The 22,446-nt window shown below is 55.0% G+C and carries 18 protein-coding genes; 2 read left to right on the plus strand and 16 right to left on the minus strand.

What is annotated here, in order from left to right; translation table 11 throughout:
- Window positions 1–245: 245 nt before the first annotated feature.
- Entirely contained in the window at window positions 246–1,373 is a 1,128-nt protein-coding gene (locus tag NHH03_RS10580; RefSeq protein WP_253155928.1) for a pyruvate kinase, read from the plus strand.
- Here the strand turns inward: NHH03_RS10580 and pstB are convergent.
- The 13 genes from pstB to NHH03_RS10645 all read right to left on the minus strand — a co-directional run bounded on the left by pstB (window position 1,370) and on the right by NHH03_RS10645 (window position 17,234).
- Window positions 1,370–2,200, minus strand: coding sequence for a phosphate ABC transporter ATP-binding protein PstB (gene pstB / locus NHH03_RS10585; RefSeq protein ID WP_315861445.1), 831 nt, complete (start codon window positions 2,198–2,200; stop codon window positions 1,370–1,372). The genes NHH03_RS10580 and pstB overlap by 4 nt on opposite strands.
- 9 nt (window positions 2,201–2,209) lie before the next feature.
- Window positions 2,210–3,142 carry a phosphate ABC transporter permease PstA gene (pstA, locus tag NHH03_RS10590; protein WP_253155929.1) on the minus strand — a complete coding sequence of 311 codons (933 nt, stop codon included), beginning with the start codon at window positions 3,140–3,142 and terminating at the stop codon, window positions 2,210–2,212.
- On the minus strand, window positions 3,142–4,173 hold the full coding sequence (gene pstC, locus NHH03_RS10595) for a phosphate ABC transporter permease subunit PstC (RefSeq protein ID WP_253155930.1): 1,032 nt from the start codon (window positions 4,171–4,173) through the stop codon (window positions 3,142–3,144). The genes pstA and pstC overlap by 1 nt, the downstream gene beginning before the upstream one ends.
- Before the next feature lie 43 nt (window positions 4,174–4,216).
- The gene (gene pstS / locus NHH03_RS10600; protein ID WP_253155931.1) at window positions 4,217–5,269 is read right to left on the minus strand and encodes a phosphate ABC transporter substrate-binding protein PstS; all 1,053 of its coding nucleotides are present in this window, start codon (window positions 5,267–5,269) and stop codon (window positions 4,217–4,219) included.
- A gap of 604 nt (window positions 5,270–5,873) precedes the next feature.
- Window positions 5,874–6,143 (minus strand): amphi-Trp domain-containing protein, encoded by a 270-nt coding sequence (locus NHH03_RS10605; RefSeq protein ID WP_253155932.1) that lies wholly within the window; start codon window positions 6,141–6,143, stop codon window positions 5,874–5,876.
- Window positions 6,144–6,146: 3 nt separating this feature from the next.
- Window positions 6,147–7,514 carry a metallophosphoesterase family protein gene (locus tag NHH03_RS10610; protein ID WP_253155933.1) on the minus strand — a complete coding sequence of 456 codons (1,368 nt, stop codon included), beginning with the start codon at window positions 7,512–7,514 and terminating at the stop codon, window positions 6,147–6,149.
- A 9-nt stretch (window positions 7,515–7,523) separates the two neighbouring features.
- The gene (locus tag NHH03_RS10615) at window positions 7,524–8,207 is read right to left on the minus strand and encodes a histidine phosphatase family protein (RefSeq protein ID WP_253155934.1); all 684 of its coding nucleotides are present in this window, start codon (window positions 8,205–8,207) and stop codon (window positions 7,524–7,526) included.
- Window positions 8,208–8,217: 10 nt separating this feature from the next.
- A complete protein-coding gene (locus NHH03_RS10620) occupies window positions 8,218–9,165 on the minus strand; it encodes an NUDIX hydrolase (RefSeq protein WP_253155935.1) in 948 nt (315 codons plus the stop codon).
- Complete coding sequence (locus NHH03_RS10625) at window positions 9,147–10,253, minus strand: HprK-related kinase B (RefSeq protein ID WP_253155936.1); 1,107 nt, start codon at window positions 10,251–10,253, stop codon at window positions 9,147–9,149. Before NHH03_RS10625 ends, NHH03_RS10620 begins: the two co-directional genes overlap by 19 nt.
- A complete protein-coding gene (locus tag NHH03_RS10630; protein ID WP_253155937.1) occupies window positions 10,238–11,140 on the minus strand; it encodes a GAK system ATP-grasp enzyme in 903 nt (300 codons plus the stop codon). The genes NHH03_RS10625 and NHH03_RS10630 overlap by 16 nt, the downstream gene beginning before the upstream one ends.
- Window positions 11,137–12,759 (minus strand): ecdysteroid 22-kinase family protein, encoded by a 1,623-nt coding sequence (locus NHH03_RS10635; RefSeq protein WP_253155938.1) that lies wholly within the window; start codon window positions 12,757–12,759, stop codon window positions 11,137–11,139. The genes NHH03_RS10630 and NHH03_RS10635 overlap by 4 nt, the downstream gene beginning before the upstream one ends.
- Before the next feature lie 179 nt (window positions 12,760–12,938).
- Window positions 12,939–13,925 (minus strand): CHAD domain-containing protein, encoded by a 987-nt coding sequence (locus NHH03_RS10640; RefSeq protein WP_261364201.1) that lies wholly within the window; start codon window positions 13,923–13,925, stop codon window positions 12,939–12,941.
- Window positions 13,926–14,399: 474 nt separating this feature from the next.
- A complete protein-coding gene (locus NHH03_RS10645) occupies window positions 14,400–17,234 on the minus strand; it encodes a M16 family metallopeptidase (RefSeq protein ID WP_253155940.1) in 2,835 nt (944 codons plus the stop codon).
- A 118-nt stretch (window positions 17,235–17,352) separates the two neighbouring features.
- Here NHH03_RS10645 and NHH03_RS10650 point away from each other — a divergent pair, with 118 nt between their 5' ends.
- The gene (locus NHH03_RS10650; RefSeq protein WP_253155941.1) at window positions 17,353–17,694 is read left to right on the plus strand and encodes a Rieske (2Fe-2S) protein; all 342 of its coding nucleotides are present in this window, start codon (window positions 17,353–17,355) and stop codon (window positions 17,692–17,694) included.
- A gap of 5 nt (window positions 17,695–17,699) precedes the next feature.
- Here NHH03_RS10650 and NHH03_RS10655 read toward each other — a convergent pair whose 3' ends face one another.
- Genes NHH03_RS10655 through NHH03_RS10665 form a run of 3 tightly spaced genes read right to left on the minus strand, consistent with a single transcriptional unit; the run spans window position 17,700 to window position 22,387 of the window.
- Complete coding sequence (locus tag NHH03_RS10655; protein ID WP_253155942.1) at window positions 17,700–18,749, minus strand: endonuclease/exonuclease/phosphatase family protein; 1,050 nt, start codon at window positions 18,747–18,749, stop codon at window positions 17,700–17,702.
- Window positions 18,750–18,799: 50 nt separating this feature from the next.
- Window positions 18,800–21,013 (minus strand): site-2 protease family protein, encoded by a 2,214-nt coding sequence (locus NHH03_RS10660; RefSeq protein ID WP_253155943.1) that lies wholly within the window; start codon window positions 21,011–21,013, stop codon window positions 18,800–18,802.
- Window positions 21,014–21,022: 9 nt separating this feature from the next.
- The gene (locus tag NHH03_RS10665) at window positions 21,023–22,387 is read right to left on the minus strand and encodes an efflux RND transporter periplasmic adaptor subunit (RefSeq protein WP_253155944.1); all 1,365 of its coding nucleotides are present in this window, start codon (window positions 22,385–22,387) and stop codon (window positions 21,023–21,025) included.
- Window positions 22,388–22,446: the final 59 nt, after the last annotated feature.

The raw sequence follows: 22,446 nt of genomic DNA on the forward strand, positions 1-22,446 counted from the left end.
CGGGCCTTCGCAGGAAACCATTGTCTCGCCCCGCCCCGACGGGTCAACGTCGTTTGGAACCGGTTTTGCCGACTTCATCCGCCGGTGTCAAACCGTCGGCCCGGGTCGATGAACACCGCGTGAAGATTGAGTGATCATTGCGAGTTTTCGGGTGCCTGTGTTGGAGCGACTGGCCGTACCCTGACTGCCGCAATTGTCGCTGGGACGCTACAGTGATCAGGACTTGTCTTCTCCAGGTTTTTGAAATGCAAACCCAAACCAAACTCTGTATCAATCTTCGCGAATCAATCGTTGAACCGGTGCGTCTGAAACATTGGCTCGACGCCGGCGCAGATGCCGTGATGATGACCTATAGCGATAAACAGATTGATCAATGGCAGTTGATGTCAGCGACGGTGCGAGAATTCGAAACCGATGCTGGACGCCCGATCGCATTCATTCTTGATCTGCCCAGCGGCAAGATGGCAGAGCAGTTGGCTGCACAGCAAGATTCACCAGCGGTCGAAATGATTGCCGTGTCGGCCAGTTCGGGCGGAGGTGGCATCATGGGGTTGCGAGAATTATTTGCCGGATCCCGTCAGAATGGGGCTCGTGATATCGACATCATTGCCAAACTGGATTCAGCGAGTTGCTTTGAGAACATCGAAGGAATCACCGCAGCCGCAGATGCGGTGATGATCACCTTGGAAGGGCTGCGATCCCTGCCACCGAGTGATTCTCCGATCGCGCAGAAAACCGTTTCGCGTCATTGCCAAACAGCGGCAAAACCGTGTCTGGTGGAGCGTGATTCACTGCAGCATTTAGCGGTCGCGCCTCGCGATGCTCAGGCCGATGTCTTCGATTTGGCCAACATTGTATTCGACCATGCCGACGGAGTCGTTTTAGCCGCCGATACGTTCGCTGAACAGGAAGTGCTCCAACCACTGTCCACCGCACAAGACATCTTGATTGCCGCGGAGGCTTATTTGGAGGTCACCGATCGACCGGTGCGGGTGGGATTTGGTCAACCACCGAACACAGCCGCACTGGCTTATTCGATTCGGCACTTGTTGAAAATGCAGGAAATCGCTGCCGTCGCGGTGTACTCCATTAGCGGAACGACCGCGCGCGTGATTTCCAAGAATTGGATTGACACCCCGATCTTGGCCTTTACCTCGCATGCCGCCACGGCTCGACGGATGGCATTACTACACGGCGTGATTTCACGGCACGTCGACGCACCACTGGATACCCCAGAACTATTGCGCAAGGCCGGTGACCTGGCAAAAGACTTGGGGATTGCTGCTTCCGGAGAACGCATCATTGTGGTTTCTGGCTATCCCGATCAATCCCAGGACCAGGCCAACGGATTTGTCGTCGAGACCGTGCGTTAGCTGAATTGACCGCTGATGTAGTCTCGTGTGTGCTGTTCAGTAGGGTCTTCAAAGATTTGGCCTGTTTCCCCCATCTCGACCAAATACCCCGTGCGTCCGCCTTGCGTGGTGTCGACGTACATGAACGCGGTCCGATCGGCGACGCGCTGAGCCTGTTGCATGTTGTGCGTCACGATTGCGATCGTGTACTTCTCTTTCAGTTCAGACATTAAATCCTCGACTTTGCGCGTTGCAATCGGATCCAATGCCGAACAGGGTTCGTCCATTAGTAAGACCTCCGGTTCAACAGCAATCGCCCGAGCGATGCAAAGTCGTTGTTGCTGACCACCGGAAAGCGACAACCCGCTCTGACGCAGCTTGTCTTTCACTTCATCCCACAACGCCGCGCCACGCAATGCCTTTTCAACGATCTCGTCATAGTCGCCTCGATAGCCGTTGATCCGCAAACCGTAGGTGATGTTTTTGTAGATGCTCATCGCAAACGGATTGGGCTGTTGGAACACCATGCCGATGTAGCGTCGCACAGCAACCGGGTCGACACCTGGATGATAAATGTCGCGACCGCGGAAATGCACATTGCCGTCAAAGCGAAATCCGCGAATCAAATCGTTCATTCGATTCAAACAGCGCAGCACCGTGCTTTTGCCGCATCCCGATGGCCCAATGAACGCAGTCACCTCGCCCTTGCGAATCGGAATCCGCGTGTCGCGGACCGCTTTGAACGCACCGTAGTGCAGTTCTTTCAGGTCACATTGAATGACGGTTTCCGAATCCTTGGGGTTATTGGGGCCGTTGTCCATGGCCAGGTTAGGTTGAACATTAATCATTGGTTTCATTCACCGTTGGGGTGCACGGCTAGAAAGGCTTTTGCCCACCAAATTGACAACTAGTACCATCAGCACCAGCACCAATGAAGCGGACCAGCAAAGCTGCACCTGGTTTTCGAAAGGGACACCGGAAAAGTTGTAGATCAGCACCGCCATCGAGGCAGTCGGCTGGTTAAGATCGAGTTGATTGTTGGTCACAATCCAATAGTTGCTGAACAGCGCCGTGAACAGCAACGGAGCCGTTTCACCGGCCGCTCTGGCAATCGCCAGCATCACGCCTGTCAAAATACTGGGCATCGCTGTTGGCAACAGAATCCGCAGGACCGTTTGTGTATGTGTGGCGCCCATGCCGATCGATGCCTCACGCATCTTGCTGGGCACCATTCGAATTGCTTCTTCGGCTGTCAGTATCACAATCGGCAGCATCAGAATCGATAACGCGATGCCGCCTGCCCACGCCGAGAATCCACCTGTGACCAGCACCACAGCACTGTAGGCAAACACACCTGCCAGAATCGAAGGAAATCCGCTCAATAATTTCGCACAGAAACGCACGACATTTGCCGTTCGGCTGAACGGACCCAATTCGGCCAAAAAGACCGCCGCCAGAATCCCAAAGGGAACACTGATCAAACTGGCGATCCCGACCATCACCAACGTGCCCACCAACGCGTTGCCAAATCCACCGCCTTCGCCGAACGGAGCTGGCGGCAGGTTCCAAAAATTGGAAGCAACCAGATTGGAACCGCCACGGTAGAAAAGCATAAAAATCACAGAGAACAACGGCACCAAAGCAATGATCGTTAGCAGCGTTGCCAGAATGCTGAGCAGCACACTGAAAAACGTTCTTGGCTTGCGCAGCGATCGTTCCAACGCATTCAGGTTTGGCTGATCCGATCCAGCAGATTGACTCGGTGCGGGAGCATCTATCAGTTCTGGCATCAGTTCAGCCCCTTTAATCCACGAGTCGCACGCTGCAGGATCAATGCGCCGATCATATTGACCACCAATGTGATGGCCATCAGTACCAAACCCGCAAACATCAACACCGCGACTTTGTTTTCATCACCGCCGGCTTCCGCAAAATTGTTTGCCAGCAGCGACGCCAATGTATTGCCGGGTGCGAACAATGAAACGCTGATGCGATTGGCATTGCCGACCAACATGGCCAACGCCATGGTTTCGCCTAAGGCACGTCCGAACGCCAACACCACCGCGCCAAAAATGCCACCTGCGGCGGTTGGCAAAATCACCGCCAACAATGTTTCCCAGCGGGTCGCGCCCAATCCATATGACGCCTCACGCAATTTCGGCGGAACCGATACCAAGGCGTCACGGCTGATTGCCGCAATCGTTGGCAGGATCATGACCGCCAAGACCAATGCCGCGGGCAACATGCCTGGACCGCTAAGCGGGGTCCCCAAAAACGGTATCCAACTGAAACTTTCGTGCAGCCAATTGCACGTCGGCCGAATCATTGGGATCACGACAAAGATTCCCCACAACCCATACACGACACTGGGAATCGCTGCCAGCAATTCCACCAAGTTTTTGAGCAACGTTTCACATGCCGTGGGAGCCTTGCTGAACAGTCGGTGCTGTTGCAAATGACACAGACGCAGCGTGTTGTAAACGACCGTGCCCAAGTAGCCTTCGGTCAAAAAGATAGCGACTGCGACACCAAACACGGTGCCAATCGTCAATGCCAAAATGGAGCTGTAGAGCGTCCCCCAGATCTCCGGCAGAATACCGAATTCGCCGGTGTTGGGATCCCAGGTGGTTCCGGTTAGAAACCCGGCGCCATACGTCTTCATCGCGGGAGTCGACTTGCTGCCGATCTCCCAGATGATGTACAGCACGACCAAAATCGTCAGCCAGGCAAACCCTAGGCTCAGGATGCGAAATCCCCTGTCGCTGACACGTTGAAACGTGGACGGCGGTCGGGAAATTTCGGAAGAGGTGTCTAAGTCCATCGACGCACGAATGTCCGAGCTAGGGTGAGGCTGACAGTGAAAACTAGGCAGCGGGTCCGGGCTCGGAAACGGTGATGTTGTCGAGAGCGGCTTTGACTTTTTCCACAACGGTGGCTGGCAAGGGGATGTACCCGAGTTGTTCACTCGATGCTTGCCCGTCGGTCAGGCAGTAGTTCAGCATCGCCTTGAGCGCCTCGACTTTTTTCGCATCGCTGTAGGATCGGTAACAGATGATCCACGTGTATGTGACAATCGGGTACGCTTCGTCGCCTTCAGGATCCGGTAACCAGGCGATCAAGTCGTCCGGCATTTGCACGGCAGCCATTGCGGACTGCGCCGATTCAATGGAGGGTTTGATAAAGTTCCCGGCTTTGTTCTCCAGCGAAGCCATTTCTAGTTTCGCGCCTTTGGCATAACCGAACTCGATGTAACCGATCGAACCTGGCGTGGTCGTGATGCTGGCGGTGACACCCTCGTTGCCCTTGGATTTGGTTCCGACCGGCCAGTTGGGAGCTTTCTCGACGCCTACCGATTCGGCGAATTCAGAATTGATTTCGGCCAAGTGTTTTGTGAACACGTACGTGGTTCCGCTACTATCCGAGCGAACGACAACGTTGATTGGAAGATCGGGCAACTCGACACCGTCGTTGGTCGCCACAATCGCCGGATCATTCCACTGGGTGATCTTTCCCAACAGGATGTTCACATAGGCTTCGCGCGAGAGTTTTAGACCGTCAACACCCTCCAGGTTGTACGCTAGCACCACGCTGCCGGCGGTCATTGGCAACAATTGCACGCCGCCGTCGACTTGTTCCATTTCACTCGGCTTCATCGCCGCGTCGCTGGCACCAAAATCAACGGTGTGGTCGATCACCGATTTCACACCCTGACCACTGCCGACCGACTGGTAGTCGATTTGGACATCGTCATGCGCCGCCGAATATTCCTTCAGCCATTTGTTGTACAACGGAGCAGGAAAGCTTGCTCCGGCGCCTTGCAATTTGACAAAGTCTTTGTTGGCCGCTGAACCACAGCCAAGACTTAAGACACAGACAAGTGTGCTAAGAGACGTGAATAGAATCGATCGAATGGTCATTTGTATTCCTGTGTTGCGCGCCCCATGCAGTGTTGTGGACGCACAGAAAAACAGCCTTGCAGAGGAAATGTTTCGGGGAAGATCGGCCGGACAACAGGCAACTCTCAGGAAAGAATGCTTGCCTGTCCATGAAGTCGTTTTAGATGCGTCCAATGGCTTCCACAACGTCAGCCAACCAGACTACATTGAATCTTCACAATCCCTTCGGTATGCCCCTATCATGAAAGCGCGTTCACCGCTTCGGATGCCCCCGTCACACCCTCAGCAACGGCAACATCCACCCACTCGTTCCTTCGTCCAGTGTGACCTCCGGACCGAAATGCTCCTCTGTGAAGGTTTGATGAATCTTCCACCCGCACCCGCTGCCGAGAACTGGATAGTGGTGTTTTCACTGCCCCTAGTCGGCTAGCCGCCGAAAAGGCTGCCGGAACTACACCGAGAAGATTGGCATCAACGTTGAATTTCAGGCGTCGAAAAGACGTACTTATCAACCGTTGGGAATAGCCAGAAATAGAGTCGCGAACGGATTTCGCGTCGGACCGCGAGCACTTCTGAGCCAATTCACATGCCGTCTTGCTGCCGCAGATGAGCCGCAGACAAATCGTTACTTGGTCGAGATCTTGATGTCCTTTTCACGCACCGGATCGGTGCTCTCATACCATGTCAGACGGATATCCAAACGATTCTTCTTCTCATCCTGAGAGGCGGATATTTTCAGATTGGCCAACCCCTTGGGTTTCATCACCATCGTGCCGTCCTCGTCCTCGAGGACCAATTTCCCCTTGTTGACGCCCTCGACCAAAGCGTTCAAAAGGCGTTTGATCGATTCGCTATCCTGAAGCGATTCGTGTCGAAATCGAGTGCTCTGTTTCATCGCTTATTTCCTGGCCGAACTCGACTTGGTCCGCAACTCATCCAAGGTTTGCCGAGGATGAAAGACTTTGATTTTGGGATAGTCGGAACTGACACCCAGCAGGTAACCGTCTGGATGCACGATGGTGACCGATGCACCGCGGCCGACGACATTTTCAACTTTGCGTGTATGGCGATCCAAACTGGTATCGCATTCGAAATTGAGTTGTGATTGACGCAGCGACAAACGCTGTCCGTGATGCAGATTTCGATGCCCGTGAACGATCGCCGTGATACCGGCCTTGCGCAACTGTTTCGCGCCTTTGGCTGTGAACGGTCGATCGACGGCACGATACTTTGTCCGAATCGTGTTGCACAGCGCGCCGTAATAGAAATCAAACGGAGCTAGACGAACGGAGGTCTGAAACGCCCGGTTCAACTGGGCAACGCCATCTCTGGCCAAGATGCTCGCCACTTCGTCATCGACGCCCGCATGAACAAACAGAAAGGATCCGGATCGGTAACACAATTGCATGTCATTGTAGAACCAGCGAAATTCTCCGCGCCGCTTTAGAAACAACGCCTTCCATTGCTGTGTTGCGGCATAAACCTGGCGCAGGTCCAACCCGGCGTCACCGCACAAACTCTCAAAACGATCCATCTTTTTCGCGATTCGCTGCAATTCACGCTCGAATTGCGACGGCAAAATGTCACCGCCTTTGATCTTGGGGAACTCATCGAACCAAGACGCCCGCGGATACAGTCGTTGCCGACAGGTCGCAACGTTTGGCAAATCCTTCGTCTTCGTTTTCCCGGCCAAATAGACCTCCCAAATCTCGCGCAGCAAGGGAATGATTTTCTGGCCTGATCGGACAAAAAAATGCTCGTTGCGAACCTCTTTTTCAGCGCCCACCACACGCATCCCGAACAACAGTCGAATGTCATGGTTGCCTGCCAATAGGGTTAGCCGTGCTCCCTGATCTTTTAGGTGTCGCACTGCGCGCAGCAACCCCAGGTTGTCCGGGCCTTTGTCAAAACAATCTCCGCCGATCACAAACCGAGCCTTACGGCCGGACGACGTCAATTTGAAATCGCGATGCCCACTACCAAATTGGCTGACACCCGACGATGCAACCAGCGACGCGTTGAAAGCATCAGGATCAGCGTGTAGATCCGAGATGAAGTACAGCTGTCGTTTAGGCCATTGCCACTTCTTTCCGGCCTGGAAATTGCCAAGGACTTCGACCAGGTCGTTAACGTTGTCTCGGTCGGTGACAATTGATTGCTCGCCACCAGTTGACCAGTCACAGGATTGGGTCGGCAAATCGACTTCAATCCACCGTTTGCCACGGTAGTCCGGTTGGTAGGGATCTCGTTTTTTCTTGTTACCCATTGCGCTGCCCTAATCTGTGTACTGAGTCGCAGCGTGACGAGGTTTCCAATCACCGCCGGCATGATGCCAATGCCCGTCAGCCGACAGTGCCAGAGCGACCGGGCGGGCATGATACATGCTCAAACTCGACACCCGATCCAACGAAAGCACACCCAGACAATGTGCTGCATGACGAAACGACGCACCGTGGCCGATGAATAGTACCGCCTGCCCATCACCAGAAACCCTCTGCATGGTTCGCTCGATGTAGTCTGCCACCCGTCGCCCGGCATCCAACAACGATTCAGCGCCGACAAATGGCAGTCGGAATTGGCTATCTGATTTCCAATTGGCGGGCAAGGACGCGTAACGAGGATCTTGGTCGATGACTCTCTCGATTTGTTGCTTGGTTAAATTGGCGCCGCTTCCTACGCAGCGTTCTGTCAATTGGTCGGTTTCGATGATCCGCTCACATTCGGGCAAACCATCGACAATGATCCGTGCGGTTTGCCAGGCACGCAACAAAATCGAACTGTGCACTTCCGGTTGAATCGACCAGCCTTGTTGTTGAACGAGTCGACGCACCGATTCGACACCCGCCTCGGCTTGTGCCTGACCGTTCGCGTTCAACGGAAACGGCTGGTGCGCACTGGGCGTGTGGGCCAATTGATGATAGTCACCGTGCCGCAGCAAGATACAAATTCGTTCCGACATCAGGTTCCTATTAATTGATGCGTTCTGAAACTTGCGTGGGCAGCAACTGGATCATTTGCTTTAAATCCGGATGATGAACGCGATCGGAGGCGGCCTGCGGCGAAAGCCATTGGCGTTTTCGATGACTTTCTTGCCACTGCGATTCGTCCAGTTGCTCGGTGACATGCATCGGATAAATCGTCACGGTGCATTCGGCGTCCCATTTTTGGTGTTGGTAGCGTCCCAGTTCCTGATCAATCACGTCACCCAGCACGCCGGCTTCTTCCAACGCTTCATTGGCGGCTGATGCCTGAGCGGTTTTGCCGGGATCGTGGATCCCCTTGGGCACGCCCCAGCGTTTTTGCTTACTGGTCGAAATCACCAATACCTCAAGTTTTCCCTGATGATAGCGATAAGGGATCACGCCGGATTGACGGTAATAGTACGCCGGACGCGGGCGTCGTTGATCGCCATCCACATCGGGATAGGGAAACAGACGCGGCAAAGTCGCTGGTGCGATCGTTCGGATCGCTTGCATCGTTCCACTCTTGACGTCACGCCAGTGGTCATCGTGTTGCAAGTGGATCATCACCCCCGGTGAAATGTCGGCCTTGAATGTGGCATCCAAATCATCGCAGCACAGCTGGCCGCACAGCGCTCTACCGACCGTCGTCTTGACCGAAACCAGTCCACAGCTGACATCATCGCGAAATGACCGAATGCAATCGAGCCCAGCCTGCGAGTCCTGTTTATTGAGCTCCGGACGGAATTGTACGATCGCTTGGTTTTGCCCTGCCGATTTACATGCTTTCTCAGCCGCCGTCTTGGCAGCAACGGTGGACGCAGCAATGGCTTGCTGTGGAATCAATCGCTGAGAGCGCATCCACACCCCGAACCGTTGTGCGTCTCGCTTACCTTCTTTGGTTAGGTCCGCCGCCTCGACTGGTGCATGACAATAAATCAATAGGTCTTTTCGCATGGTTCGCTTTCCATAATTTCGCGACATTGTTGCGATGCAAAATCAAAATCGACCGTCCCTGATGCTTCCCATACATTCACATGACGAAAACGATCCAGATACGGTTGCGGATCGATCGCGGTGGCATCGGCGCGAAATTCGCCCTGTTCGTTGCAGTAGAACGGGCCAGCTGATTTGGTGATCGCTGGCAGTAAATCCAATCGTTGCGTCAGATCCACTGCGGAGATCGTGCAGGCGTCATTTGATCGGCGATCCCAATTCAAGACCATCAAATCGGTCAGCGGCGCACGTCCGCGGATGCGTCCGCTGCCGTACAGACTTTCAATCGGAACGTCATATTTCTGCTCCAATTCCCACAAGTCGTTGGGGTCAAGTTTTTTCAGGGATTTTCGTTGGCCAGGATCCAGCATCGATTCCAAACTTGGCAGACTCAGAATGGTGCCAGGATTGATTCGCGGCATTTTGGGAATGCCGATCGCAATCTGCCGTCGCTCCCCATCGGCCTGCACGAACAATCGATCATTGCTTAGAAACTGTCCTTGGTGCTGCTCCATGATCCGCAGCATCAACGACGACTTTCCGCCGCCGGAAAATCCGGCAATCGCCATCGCCGTATCCCCCAGAACCACTCCCGCAGCGTGACAGATGACCGCGTCATGCTGTTGCAGCCAATTCATGTATTGGCTGTTGATGAAATTGATGACTTGATTGTCGTTGATGAAACACGGCCCCGCCGCGATCCGATGCTGATTCGATTGCAGAAACAACATCCCCGTACGAACTTTGCGGACCAATCGTCCATCGATCAGGTCATGGTAGCTGTCTTTGCGACCGGTCTTTCCAGGCTCGCGGTACCAATCACTGAATTCAACTTGCAAATCGATCGGCGACGTTTCGATCGCCGACACGGTCACCGTTGCCGGTCCACTGCCCAGCGCGTGCGAAAAGTAGCCACGCAGGCGGTCTAGCAATGGGGTGCAATTGGACCGTATTTCAATGTGAAAACCATCCAAGTCCAACAACACCGATTCCGGTGACATCTCAAAATCCGCTGTCAATCGATCGGCGGCGGCTAACGCGTCGCGCATGCGTTCAATTCTCCTATCGCGTAGTCGGCGTACAACTGTGCGGCATCGATACCGATCCCGTCCTGAGCACCTCGGAATCCGCCAAACGCGGATACTTCAAACACCACCGGACCGTGCGCCGTTTCGGCGACGTCGACGGTGGTGAAATCCATGTCGAACAGAGCCTGTGCTCTGCGGGCCAGCTCGACCGTGCTTTGCGGCGGCTGGTGGGCTTCGTAGCGACCGCCGCTATGAATCGTCGTGTTCCATGCGTCGGATTGACTGACGCGTGCGTAGCTGCCCAAATATTCCCCCCCTAGGAACACCATGCCCAAATCGCGTCCGGGCAGGTCGATTTTTTGCTGGATGTACATCATCGGGTTTTCGCCGCGAAAACGTTCGATGGCAGCCAACAACTTGCTGTCGTCCCACTGGGCATCGACCACTTCCATGCCTCGCGCCTTGGTCGAATACATCGGTTTGAGAACGGCGGTTCCATAGCCACGGATGGCATCCATCGCGGCGGCTGGATTTTCGGTGACGGTGGTTTCCGGCATCGGCACGCCGCCGCCACGCAATGTCATCGTGCATGCGAGGCGATCAATCATGCGGATGATGACCTCGGCCCGTGAGAACACGCGCACGCCGGCATTTTCGGCCAACCGCAACAATTCGATTCGATCCAATGTTGCAGGCGAATAGGTTTGACTGATCTTCTTGACGATCAATCCATCCAACTGACACAGGTCGTGTGCACCAGCATGCAATCGTCCATTCCCCAGATCCGCACAGACATCGGCCATGTCCACGACCAAACGGAATCCGGTCGCCGCTTCCAAGGCGTCAGCCAACACTTCGGTGGACCACTTCCCGGGAATACCGATCACACCAATTTTCAAATGGTTCACGAAAACAGATCCTTGATCGGCAGCCGAAAATCAGCCGCCCGTTTGGTGGGATGGTCGATCGCACGTTCCAAAATATAGATCCCACGCAAGTACATCGCTTTAGCAAGCGATTTGTCCAGAATAAAGCGCGTCGACGTGATAAAGGATCGCGCCAGTCCAAAGGCCAATCGCAATTCAAAGGTTTCATCATCCTGTCGGCGGGCGAATTTCCTGGCCGCTGAATAGAAATCGACCGCAACCTTGGTGATGCGGCAACGCACCTGTTTCTCGAGTGCCTGCAGGCGGTAGTTTGAAACCATGAACACCGAGACGTCTTGAGTGTAGTCGGAATACTTGGATCGATGCAGGTCGATGAAATAGATCCGTTTGTCGTTGGGATCAAAAATGATATTGTCCAGATTGAAATCACCATGAATATAAACGCTAAACGGCGGCTCGATTGCTGATTCGCGCTGTTCGGCGATATCGATCAGGTCCCACAGTGATTGGGTACTGGCTTGGCAGACACGGCCTTTCCCACGTCCGAACGAAGGGTGAATTTCCAATACGCTGTCCAAACGTTTCCGCAACTGTGACATGTGGCGGGACGACGTCTGTTGTTCCGATTTGGTTTCCCGCCAGACTGCGTTCAGAGTTTTCGACAAATGATCCAGCGTCGTTTGCAACTGTTCATCACTGCCGGACAGCAGGACACGGTCAAACGTGAACCCCGGCAGATGTTCGATCATCAGCGACGCATTGTCGCCGCGTTGGCGAAACGACAGGATTTGGGGTGCCAGCCCGGGAAAGATTTCGTGCCAGCTTTCAACGCTCTTACGCTCTTCTTTCAGCTTTCGCTTTTCACCGTCTTTGACGATCGCAACAAAATCCGTCCCCGCTCGCCCGGCGATCCGAGAAATATTGGTCCCCGAATTAGTCTCGGCTGCCTTGGCGACTTCGGCTTGATCAATCCCCAGATCTTCAAACGCGTTTTCTAGCAAACGGTAGCGGTCCATCGGCAGCGGTCTGCCGACTCGAGCGCCGACCAACGACTCGCTGACCTCCCGCAGCACATTGCCCATCTCGTTCAATTGAGTCGCAACAAACAGCGCGCAAACCACGCGATCCGGGTGCTCGATACTCTGCAGATCACGCGATTGCTCTTCGAAGAACGAGTCGCCTTTTTGCGACATCGAATCGGCCAGTTCACTGACCTTGATCGCTGTCTTGGTGCCTTCTTCGTCAATTCCCGAACGAATCAGATCGATCCCTTTCTGGACGTCCTCCAGCAAACCGGACGATGAAAGCGTTTTCAAAATGCCGCGGCGTTTCTGGCCGTCCAGCTGGCGGACGCAGTCGTAAACCAATTCGGTCAATCGATCCAATTTTGTCGAAATCGCTTCGGCAGCACGCAACGAATACAGTTCCAACGCACGCGGCGGTGGAGTCGCACGAATCGCTTGCGCACAACCGTCATGGATTCGCATCTTGAGGTTGTACGAGTAACCACGTCGGTCGACGATCCGCTGAGTCAATTCGGACGAAGGAGCCGTCAGTAATGCGACCAAATTGTTCAGCTGAGTACTCGTCTCGGCCAACAGAAACCGAAGGTTGTCGCGAATCGGTTGTGGTAAACGCATCGTGTCAGTCAAACAAATCAAAAGAAAGCAGGCGTATCCTTGGAAACGTCAATCAGAATGTGTTGCAGCGTTTATGGAAAGAGCAATTCAATCGACGTCACCATTGATCGTTAACAGAACCAACATGATTGCAGCAGCATTCCAACCGATCCGATTGCATGTGCGGCTGACATCGATCTCTAAAGAAGCGGAGTTGAAATCTCGTCTGAGTCCGTTGCGAGCGATTCATTCACAACATCCGACTCAGCTACCGACACTGTCAACACAGTAGTGAATTGGGCACGCAGTTCGTCAGCGCGTTCCGGCGTCCACCAATCCAAAACAGCGCGATGCTTGGCTTCCAACTCCGCATGCTCTTTTTGCAACAGTTCCTGAATCAATTTTCCGACGTTACGGTTGTCATCGTCAGCAAACTGGCTGCGGTAGAACTCGATAGCTGATGCGTGGTCATTGACCTTGCCGAGTCGCTCTTGGGCCTTGGCGAAAACCGGATAGAGCTCTTTGCGAAATCGTTTTGCAAATGCTGGTGCCAGTAACTCCATCCCATATCGGACACCTTTGCCCTGGATTCGCATCTCATGCAGCGCATCGATCTCTGCCAAATCAGCTTGTCCGGCGGCAAAAAACCGATTGACAACTGAATCCAAGGAACGGTGGGCAAAATCCTGAAACGAAGGCTCGTCGCCAGTGCCACGCCAGCGAATGCGTTTGATTAATTGCGCACTACGTTTGACAAACCCATCTTTTTTGGCGTCGAGATAACTGCGTTTCAGCGGTCGCTGCGCTTTGATTCGTTTGGCAGCGACCTGTTTTCGAAGTTTTGCTAGGGCTTTTCTAGGCTGCTCGCTGTCGAGTTCTGCCAATTGCAGCGACACGACATCTAAATCTCTGGCTTGCCCCGCCGCTCGGCGCAGCGTCCGCAACTGTTTTCGAATCAATCGCGTTCGCTTGGTCGGCAACAGGTCTGCATACAGTTTTAACGCCGCTTCGGCCCGTCGCACGCTGACCCGCAACTGGTGGACATCTCTCACTCCCGGATGGTTGCCCGCCGCCATCGGTGCGTGCTTCCAAACTTCCTTTAATCTGGACTGGATGGATTGGCAGGCAACCTGCGAAACGGGTTCAGCGGGGTTATCACATCTGCCCCATTTACGAGATCGGCTCATTGGCACACTAAAGTGTTGTTGGCCAATCAGCACATGACCGAACGTCAACTAGATTTCCATGGCGAAGCTGCGAGCACCGTTGCTAAGAGACATGAAAGATGTTGCTGCTGAATTACACAACGTTGCGTTTCGAACGCAAAGGAACACGCAACCAATCGCCGAGTTTAGACTCGCATTGCACTAAGGCAAGCCGTTTTAGCAGGCCAACGTTGATTCTTCATAATGTGATGGGCACTCCAGCACCGATTGCGAGTCACCCCAGCAGCGGCCCGACGAGCAAGCTTTGAAGCCAGCGTTTTCGCGTGGGGCAAAGGTTTTTGGTAACCCGAATCGTCAGCGAGGGATCCCGTTAACACCCTAATCCCTCGCTGACGCTCGGGTTACCATCATCAAAGCGCAACTTCAATCACGCTTGGCAAAATGCATTCCTAAACAGCCGCCCCGCAGCTGCGAGACGGCTGGCGGCAAACCGTCCTACTGATCGCCGGCATCACCCTTGGCTTCAGGCTGCGCATCGGATGTCGCTGCGAAATCTCCAGCAATCGACATCACCAGTTTGTCCCAGTCAATGTATTTGGCGATCGCCGCATTGACGCTTTCGACCGTTGCGGATTCGATCTGTTCAGCGTGCTGCTGAGCATACTCCATGGTGCGATCCAGGAACATTGTCTGCAACAATTCACTTGCCAACGACGAATCACTGGAGCGACGCACACGTTCGGCTTGCAGATAGGACTGCTTTGCCTTTTCAAGTTCCTCGGCGGTCACACCGTCGCTGCAAAGTCTTTCGACTTCTTCGCGGATCACTTCGATCAAACGATCTTTGTTTTCCGGATTGGTGATCGCATAGATCGACAAATCAACGCGATCGTCTTTCGCACGTGCGCTCAAACTGCTACGGACGGTGTACGACAGCCCTTCCTGTTGACGCACTCGATCACCCAAGCGGCTGCTGAGCGCACCGCCACCTAAAATGAAATTGCCGAGGACCAACGATGCGTATTCGGGATCGGTATCCGCCAGATCCATCTGTGCCGACGAATAGAAGAACGCGTTGGCCTTATCAGGGGTTTCGATCGTTGACAGGCCGCCGGCCGCCGCTGTGTTGGCTGGACGGTCGATACGAACATAGGCCACGTCCGTTGTCCAATCAGCCAGGATCTGTTGCACCTCTGACTTGACTTCGTCGATATCAAAATCGCCAACGATCGCCAGTTCACCTAAATCCGCTGACAGGAGGTCGTTGTACAGTGATTTAATTTGGTCTGCGGTGACCGCTTCATACATCTGAATCTCTTCGTCAAGCGTCATGACATAACGAATGTCGTCTTTGCCATACGGCGAAATGCCCCGACGTACCGCTCGAACGGCTCGTGACGTCGGTTCGTTGGCATTCTGCTGCAAACTGGTGATGACCTGGCGTTTGATGACATCCAGTTCGTCGGCACTCAGCCGCGGATGCCGCAGCACATCGCCGATCAACTGAATGACTTGCGCCAGAAACTCGCGTTTTGTTTTGACTTCGATCTGCATCAATCCTGGCGTGCTATTGATTTGCATTTCAGCCCGCAGTCGCGTCAATTCATCCTGCAACGCTTGATAGTCCAGTGTTTCAGTACCGCGCACCATTAAGGCGCCCAGTAGTTCGACCGCACCCAGTCGCTGAATCATCGTTTCTGCCGTGCCGAAACGCAGCGTCAACACCAGTGAGACCGAACCGCCGCGAGTCTGTTTTGGCAACACAGCGTACTGCACGCCATCGGTCAGTTCCCCTCGCTCGGTGCGCTGCTCGATTTTGATCGGATCTGGATCGAATTGTTCCCCGGCCTGGATGACTTCACGGCCTTTGTATCCGTCCAGTTTCGCAATCAAATCGGGCGATTCGGGAATCGAAACTCGCTCGGCTGATTCGCTGGGGATAAACAGCCCAACCGTTCGGTTGTTTTGAACCAAGTACTTGTCGGCGACTGCTTGAACTTTTTCGGCGTTCAATTCTTCGACAATGTCACGGAATAGGAAATACAGACGCCAGTCGCCTTGGGCGGCCCATTCGCTAAGCGACACGGCCAACTGATCGGTATTGGATGCTTCCAGTTCTCGCTGTTTCAGAATTTGTTGCTTGGCCCGCTCCACCTCCTGTTCCGTGATCGGTTTCGTTTTGAACGAATCCTCCAGGATCTCGACCAATTTCGCACGCGCTTCTTCGATCGAGTGGTCTTCGGGGACCTCGGCGATCGACATCAACAATCCCGGTTCGGCAAATGCAAACGCGAGTGCGTAAACATTGCTGGCTATTTTGGTTTCGACCATTTCTTGATACAGCCGCCCACTCGGTTCATCACCCAACACGATCGACAGTGCTTTCACCGCAGCGAATTCAGGGTGGCTGCCCGATGGGACGTGGTACGCAGCGCCGACCAATTGGACATCGCCGACGCGACGTAGCACGACGGTTCGCTCGCCGTCCTGGGGTGGTTCGACCGTGTACGTGGGGTCGATCGGGGTATCCGGCGATTGCAGTCCGCCAAAGGTTTCGCCGATCATCTCCATCGCGCTCTGCTGGTCAAACTTGCCAGCAACGATCAATAGGATGTTATCGGGTCGATAATACTTGCGATAAAAACGCCGCAGACTAACCACTGGCACACGTTCAATGTCACTGCGGTTGCCGATCGTCGAATGACCGTAGTTGTGCCATTCATAGGCCGCTGATTGCATCCGCTGCATCATCACGCGAAACGGAGAATTCTCGCCGCGTTCGAATTCGTTGCGAACCACCGTCATTTCGCTTTCCAGGTCTTCCCCTTTGATAAAGCTATTGAGCAAGCGATCGGATTCCAGTTCCAGCGCAAATCGAAGATTGTCGTCACTCGCAGGCAGGGTTTCGTAGTAATTCGTTCGATCGACCCACGTCGTGCCGTTAAACCGGGCACCGCGGTCTTGCAGGTCTTTCGGAATCGCCGGGTGTGCGGGCGTGCCTTTAAACAACATGTGTTCCAACAGGTGAGCCATCCCGGCTTCGCCGTAGCCCTCATGCCGCGAGCCGACGAAGACGGTCATGTTGACCGTCACCACTTCCTTGCTTTCGTCTGGGAACAGCAAAACCCGAACACCGTTGTCGAGTTTGTATTCCGAGATCCCTTCAATTTCATTGACTTTCATCAGCTTGCTAGGTGAGTTGTCACCCGCTTCGACATCGGTTGTGTTTTCGGGCTTTGCATCCGTCGTTTCTTGAGCGACTGCAAAGGGGGGCGTGGCGATCATCAGTGACGCCAAAAGCGCCACGACCGCGTAACAAGTTCGCTTCACTTTCAAACTCCGTCTTTTCCAGTTTTTTGATATTCTGGTCGCTAGGCATTTGCGGAAACCAATCCACGTTTAACGCATTGTATCGCACTGACTGCTACGACATAGCTGGGGCAAAGCCATGGATTCTCAATCGCACACAACCTGGATCGACGTTGCTGATGCCGCGGAAATTCCGGACGGCTGTGCCAAGGAAGTCGTCGTCGGCCAATGGGTGATCGCGGTTTTTTGCGACGGAGACGATTATTATGCGATCGACGGAATGTGCGCCCATCAAGGCGGACCGATTGCAAAAGGCCAATTGTCGAAAACCGATCGCGGTCTGACCTGCGTGACCTGTCCTTGGCACGGCTGGCAATATGAACTGGCCACGGGCATTCAAACGGTGAATCATCAACCCCTGCAACGTGTCTTTCCCGTGCGCCGCAGCGGCGACCGAATTGAAATCCGTGTCGACGAGTGATCCGATCAGCGGAGACTGCCGCGAGAGTCGCTCCTGAATTGCGCCGCTGACAGACTCAAATCCACCGTCACACTGCGATGGTCTGATCCGACATCCGATCCGACCTGATACCACCGACAATGCATCGATGGATCAATCAACACATGGTCCAGTGCCAACCCGAATGGGAATGCCCCGCCGCGGGCATACCACGTCGGCTGGATCCCCAGTCCACGCCTGGCGCGAATCAACCCGGATCGGCGTTCGAACTCAGCAAAGATCGGTGACCAGGGGGTCAGGTTCAAATCGCCCATCACGACTGTCGGAATCTTCCGTTGGTCCGTTTGATAATCGGCCACACGCTGGGCCAATTGCCTCAGATGCTCATTGCGAGAGAGAAACTGCCGCGAACCCATCGGTGGCAGCGGGTGAGTGGCGATGACACGAACGCCTTGGCAAGTCGCTTCGATTGAATCAATGGATTCGTTCAGTTGAAACACACGCGCCGATGCGAGCGGCGATTTACTATACAGCCCCATTCCAAAATTGCCCAAGTCTTGTGGACGCAAAAGGGAATACGGATAGCGGTCGCCGATCCGCTGCTCCAACGCTATCTGCAGCGACGAACTCAACTCGATCACCGCGACCACGTCGGCATCCAATTCGACGATGTGCGCTGCGATCCGATCGTGATCGGAGTTTGATGTCAACACATTGATGGTCATCAAACGCAGAGGTGACGCCTCGGTCGCTTCGCCGGGTGACGACGGCGGTGACAATTGCGGCGCCATGATCAGCAAATGGATCAGTGCAAGCCCTGCGGTGAGTGCGGCCAAGCGAAATTGTTGGGCGATCAAACAGGCCAACAGGGTGCCGGAGATCCCAATCATCACTTGGATGCGAAGATTGGCAACCAAGTCGGCGGCCCAGTGGTAGCGAGCCAGAAAACAAGATGCGGTCAACAGAATTGCGCCCAGACTGCCCAACCGAGCCAGCGTGGTGAACGCCCATCGCACTGGACCACGTGGCTCGGCGACCGGTGCCGGCAAATCGGAATTGTCGTCACGAGTCTGCATGAGCCGTTTTCCCTGTTAGACGCTGTAACGAAGACACCCCCGGTGATCACTTAGTTGTTTTCGCGAACATGGTCCCAGATGCGCGAGATCAACGTGCGGTCGTCTGGGATGGTGAGCCGTCCGATTTGACCCGACTGGACTTTCAAACTGGTCAAGACGTCCAATGGTAACACTGACTGCAACTGCGGATGCACTAATGTTTGTGTGTGAGCGGCTCCAATCGACTGAACGGCTAACGGTCCTCCCACGGTCGCGGCCAGGGCGGGGTGAGGAATCTGGCGACTCGCCGACGGCTGGACATCGACCAGCGGGGTTTCAATTGCCACACCGCCACGCAGCCGGATATTGGCTGTGTGCCCACCCAACGCTGCCGTTTGGTAGGCCAACAGATTGTCTTCGGCCACCAACGCCAACAACTCTTTTTCCTGCGGATCCGACACTCGCAATAGTTCTTGACCGCCCGCGACGTAGCTGCCCAACAGTCGATCGGTCGCGGGACTGGTGATCCGCCCGTCACGTTGGGCAATGATTCGTAGACTTTCGATCTGCTGTTCTAGCTCGGCTAATTTGCGATCAAGACTATCGGCCTGATCTTGTGCGATCCGCGACACCGCAATCTCGCCACGCCGACGATGCTGGATGGCTTTGGCCAATGCCACCTCGCGCTGGTCCAACCACTGTTCGCGGGTGATGATCAATTCTGGTTGATCCAGTTCCATCAATAGTGTTCCACGTCTGACTCGGTCGCCACAACGGACAAACACGCCGCTGACAAAGGCGGCAACGGGAGCGCGGGCGATTTGTTCGTCTTGGTAACGAACCACGACAGGCACACGCCTGGAAAAGGGTGACGTGTGCAAACAGGCAAACTGGACCGCCATGCAGATTAGGCTGCTATAGGCGATCAATCGACGTTGATAGACGTTCAGAATCCAGCCTTCGGGCGGCTGAATGGTCCAAATCTTGTGTGCCCAGCGCACCAGCGGCAGCAGCCCCCACAGCAACGCGGCGACCACAGCGATGACGATCCCCAAACCTTTGGCCCAGCTGGTAATCGCAATCACCAATCCGGTCATCCAAACGATCTGAAAAATCACCGAGCAAAACGCATGCAACAGGGCTGCATCACGTCGCCAGCCGGCCAATGCACTGGCTGGGATCGGCAGCCCGAACAACACCCGTTCGATCACAGCGATCAGTCGACGGCGTCCCTGGGCACGCAGGTTCGGGATCTCCAACAGATCGCTTAGCACGTAGTAGCCGTCCAAACGCAACAACGGGTTGGCGTTGACCAACAATGTTGCGGGCCCGGCGACCAAAAAAATCTGTGCCGCTAAATGTTTGGTCATGCCGATCGGGCTGAGCCACCAGACCCAAGCCGCGATCGCGCCGATTCCCAATTCCAGATAAACACCGGCCAACGCGATTTGAATCCGATCGCGGCGGCGAATCAATTTCCAAGCATCGGTAACGTCAACGTAGGCCAGGGGCGCAAATAGAAAGAACATGATTCCCATCGGGCCGACACGCACACCATGCCGCTTTGCGCAAATCGCGTGCCCACATTCGTGCACGACTTTCAACAGGCACCAGATCACCGCCAGCACGATCCACATTTGCTGGTCAAAAACCCGACGGATCTCACTGGAAAATAAATCCGCATGGTCCCAAACGATTGCGATGCCGCTGGCAACCAGCACGGTCCAAACCAACATCGCCAACCGTGAGAATAAAACGCTGCAACTAGGCAACAGTCGTGTTGCCACTCGATCGCCATCGACCAAAGGCAGTCGCTGTGACAGCAGACCACTGCCGAAGCGGATCCATCGACTAATCAACGACGGTTGACCGGTGCCAGTTACCCGCTGCTGCGGCTCGGCGGGTAAACAGTCCGCTTGCTCCACCACAGCATTCGTAGCGTCGTCGTCGGTTGGCGCATCATCAGCCACCAAGACCGCCGCCAGATGGTGTTTGGTCAATTCTTGGGCAAATGCCAGCACATCGGTCGCCGTCCAGTGGCCGCCATCACGTTCAAGCTGTCGATGGATTTCAGCCAAACTGCGGTGGCCATCCATCCATTGGATGCAATGAAATTCCTGGGGTCCGAATCGGTAAAACCGACCGGTTCGCGGATCCTTGGCGACGTACCCGACCGTGGCGCCGCTACCACTGGCGGTGAATTCCAGCGTTGCTTCGCCGACGACGATGGTCGCCATCGGATCTGTGCCGGTCGGTTGCGATTCGAGATGACTAGGATCGATCATGTTGCGCCACTAGTACCCAACCCACCACAGAGTTTTTTCCCATCCGCTGCGCAATATCGACCAAACCCACGGACGCAGTGGACCATAGGCGATCGCATCGCCACGCATTCCGGGCCGCAGAGAACCAGCGGGATTGTTAACATTGATCTGGGCGACAAACACATTCTGGTCGTCCCGCAATTCAGCCGCCGGATAGATGCCGTTGATCGGTAACTCGATCACTTCGCCGTCACCGGCGGCCAACCGCACGCGCGCCAGCGTACCTTTATCGACATAGCCGATTTCGTATTCGGGGATTTCCAGTTCGATCACCATCTGATCCAGCGGCGCGACCTCCACAATCGATTGCCCCATTTCCAACGGCGCGCCGATCGAGCGATTGAGATCGCCGGAAACAACGACCCCGTCGATCGGGCTGGTGACCGTCAGCCGTTCCAGCCGATCGGTCAGTAGATCACGTTGGCGGCTCAGTTCACGCGTTCGCAGTTGCGCCTGCTGGGCTTCTGCGACGCGTCCGGCGACCATCGCAATGTCGCGTTCTTTTTGGACTTGGGCGATCTGTGCATCGATCGACTCCCGTTCCAATCGCAACGGGCGGCCATCCAATTCGATCAGTGCGTCACCGGATTCAACGGAATCGCCGGGATGGACATGGGCCGATTCCAAGGTGGCTGCGAACGGCACCGCGACGACCCGCGATTGACTGGGGCGAACCACAGAGGTGCAGCGGACGCGATAGGACACGGGCCAAATGACAACCAGGACCAGAAACAAACTTGCCAACGTCGCATAGACACGCGTGCTGGCGCCATAATTGGAAATCCAACGCGACAGTTGAAAGAACAGACCACCACTGCGCTGCCACAGAACCGCGCGCAATGCCGGCAGCCCGCGACGCAGCCAAATGCGATCGCTATGCGTCAGATCAACGCCATCAATCCACAACACACAGCGGCCCAGTCCGTGTTCGTCATCGATGTTCAACCGGAGCGGTCCGATTTGACCATCCAACGACTGTGGCGCCGGATCACCCGGTAAAGCAGGCCGAGTCGGTAGCGGCGCAGCGTCTTCGTCCCAACCCGCCGCAGCGCTGCGGAACAGATCACTGGCCGGTCCCAGCCATCCCAATTGACTATCAAAGAAACGTCTTAGACGCGTCGTGCCTAATCCACACCGCACCTTGCTGGCGGGGAACTCAACGGTCAGCTGTTTGACCAATGCGACCACCGCATCCTGGCGATTGCCGGACCGCGCGACGGATTCCACCAATGTCAACGCCTTGGCCCAGTCCGTCTGGGCAATTCCCTGAGGCCGTTGCTGAGGATCTCGCCGCGCTTTCGCAGTGCCGCGTGGCGCGCGCGAAACGGCCTTCACCGGAGTGCTTGCATCGGCGGTTGCCCCAATGGGTCGGGCAGAATTCGATTCAGGCAGAT

The organism is Stieleria tagensis, assembly GCF_024129865.1.
In the GTDB taxonomy this organism is placed as follows: Bacteria; Planctomycetota; Planctomycetia; order Pirellulales; family Pirellulaceae; genus Stieleria; species Stieleria tagensis.

Bases quoted from the DNA above. Each gene is read 5' to 3' on its own strand.
- NHH03_RS10605 (WP_253155932.1), bottom strand. From the start codon at position 6,143: ATGAAACAGAGCACTCGATTTCGACACGAATCGCTTCAGGATAGCGAA.
- pstA (WP_253155929.1), bottom strand. From the start codon at position 3,142: ATGCCAGAACTGATAGATGCTCCCGCACCGAGTCAATCTGCTGGATCG.
- pstS (WP_253155931.1), bottom strand. From the start codon at position 5,269: ATGACCATTCGATCGATTCTATTCACGTCTCTTAGCACACTTGTCTGT.
- NHH03_RS10610 (WP_253155933.1), bottom strand. From the start codon at position 7,514: ATGGGTAACAAGAAAAAACGAGATCCCTACCAACCGGACTACCGTGGC.
- NHH03_RS10640 (WP_261364201.1), bottom strand. From the start codon at position 13,925: ATGAGCCGATCTCGTAAATGGGGCAGATGTGATAACCCCGCTGAACCC.
- pstB (WP_315861445.1), bottom strand. From the start codon at position 2,200: ATGATTAATGTTCAACCTAACCTGGCCATGGACAACGGCCCCAATAAC.
- NHH03_RS10655 (WP_253155942.1), bottom strand. From the start codon at position 18,749: ATGCAGACTCGTGACGACAATTCCGATTTGCCGGCACCGGTCGCCGAG.
- NHH03_RS10620 (WP_253155935.1), bottom strand. From the start codon at position 9,165: ATGCGAAAAGACCTATTGATTTATTGTCATGCACCAGTCGAGGCGGCG.
- NHH03_RS10660 (WP_253155943.1), bottom strand. From the start codon at position 21,013: ATGATCGATCCTAGTCATCTCGAATCGCAACCGACCGGCACAGATCCG.
- NHH03_RS10615 (WP_253155934.1), bottom strand. From the start codon at position 8,207: ATGTCGGAACGAATTTGTATCTTGCTGCGGCACGGTGACTATCATCAA.
- NHH03_RS10635 (WP_253155938.1), bottom strand. From the start codon at position 12,759: ATGCGTTTACCACAACCGATTCGCGACAACCTTCGGTTTCTGTTGGCC.
- pstC (WP_253155930.1), bottom strand. From the start codon at position 4,173: ATGGACTTAGACACCTCTTCCGAAATTTCCCGACCGCCGTCCACGTTT.
- NHH03_RS10580 (WP_253155928.1), top strand. From the start codon at position 246: ATGCAAACCCAAACCAAACTCTGTATCAATCTTCGCGAATCAATCGTT.
- NHH03_RS10650 (WP_253155941.1), top strand. From the start codon at position 17,353: ATGGATTCTCAATCGCACACAACCTGGATCGACGTTGCTGATGCCGCG.
- NHH03_RS10625 (WP_253155936.1), bottom strand. From the start codon at position 10,253: ATGCGCGACGCGTTAGCCGCCGCCGATCGATTGACAGCGGATTTTGAG.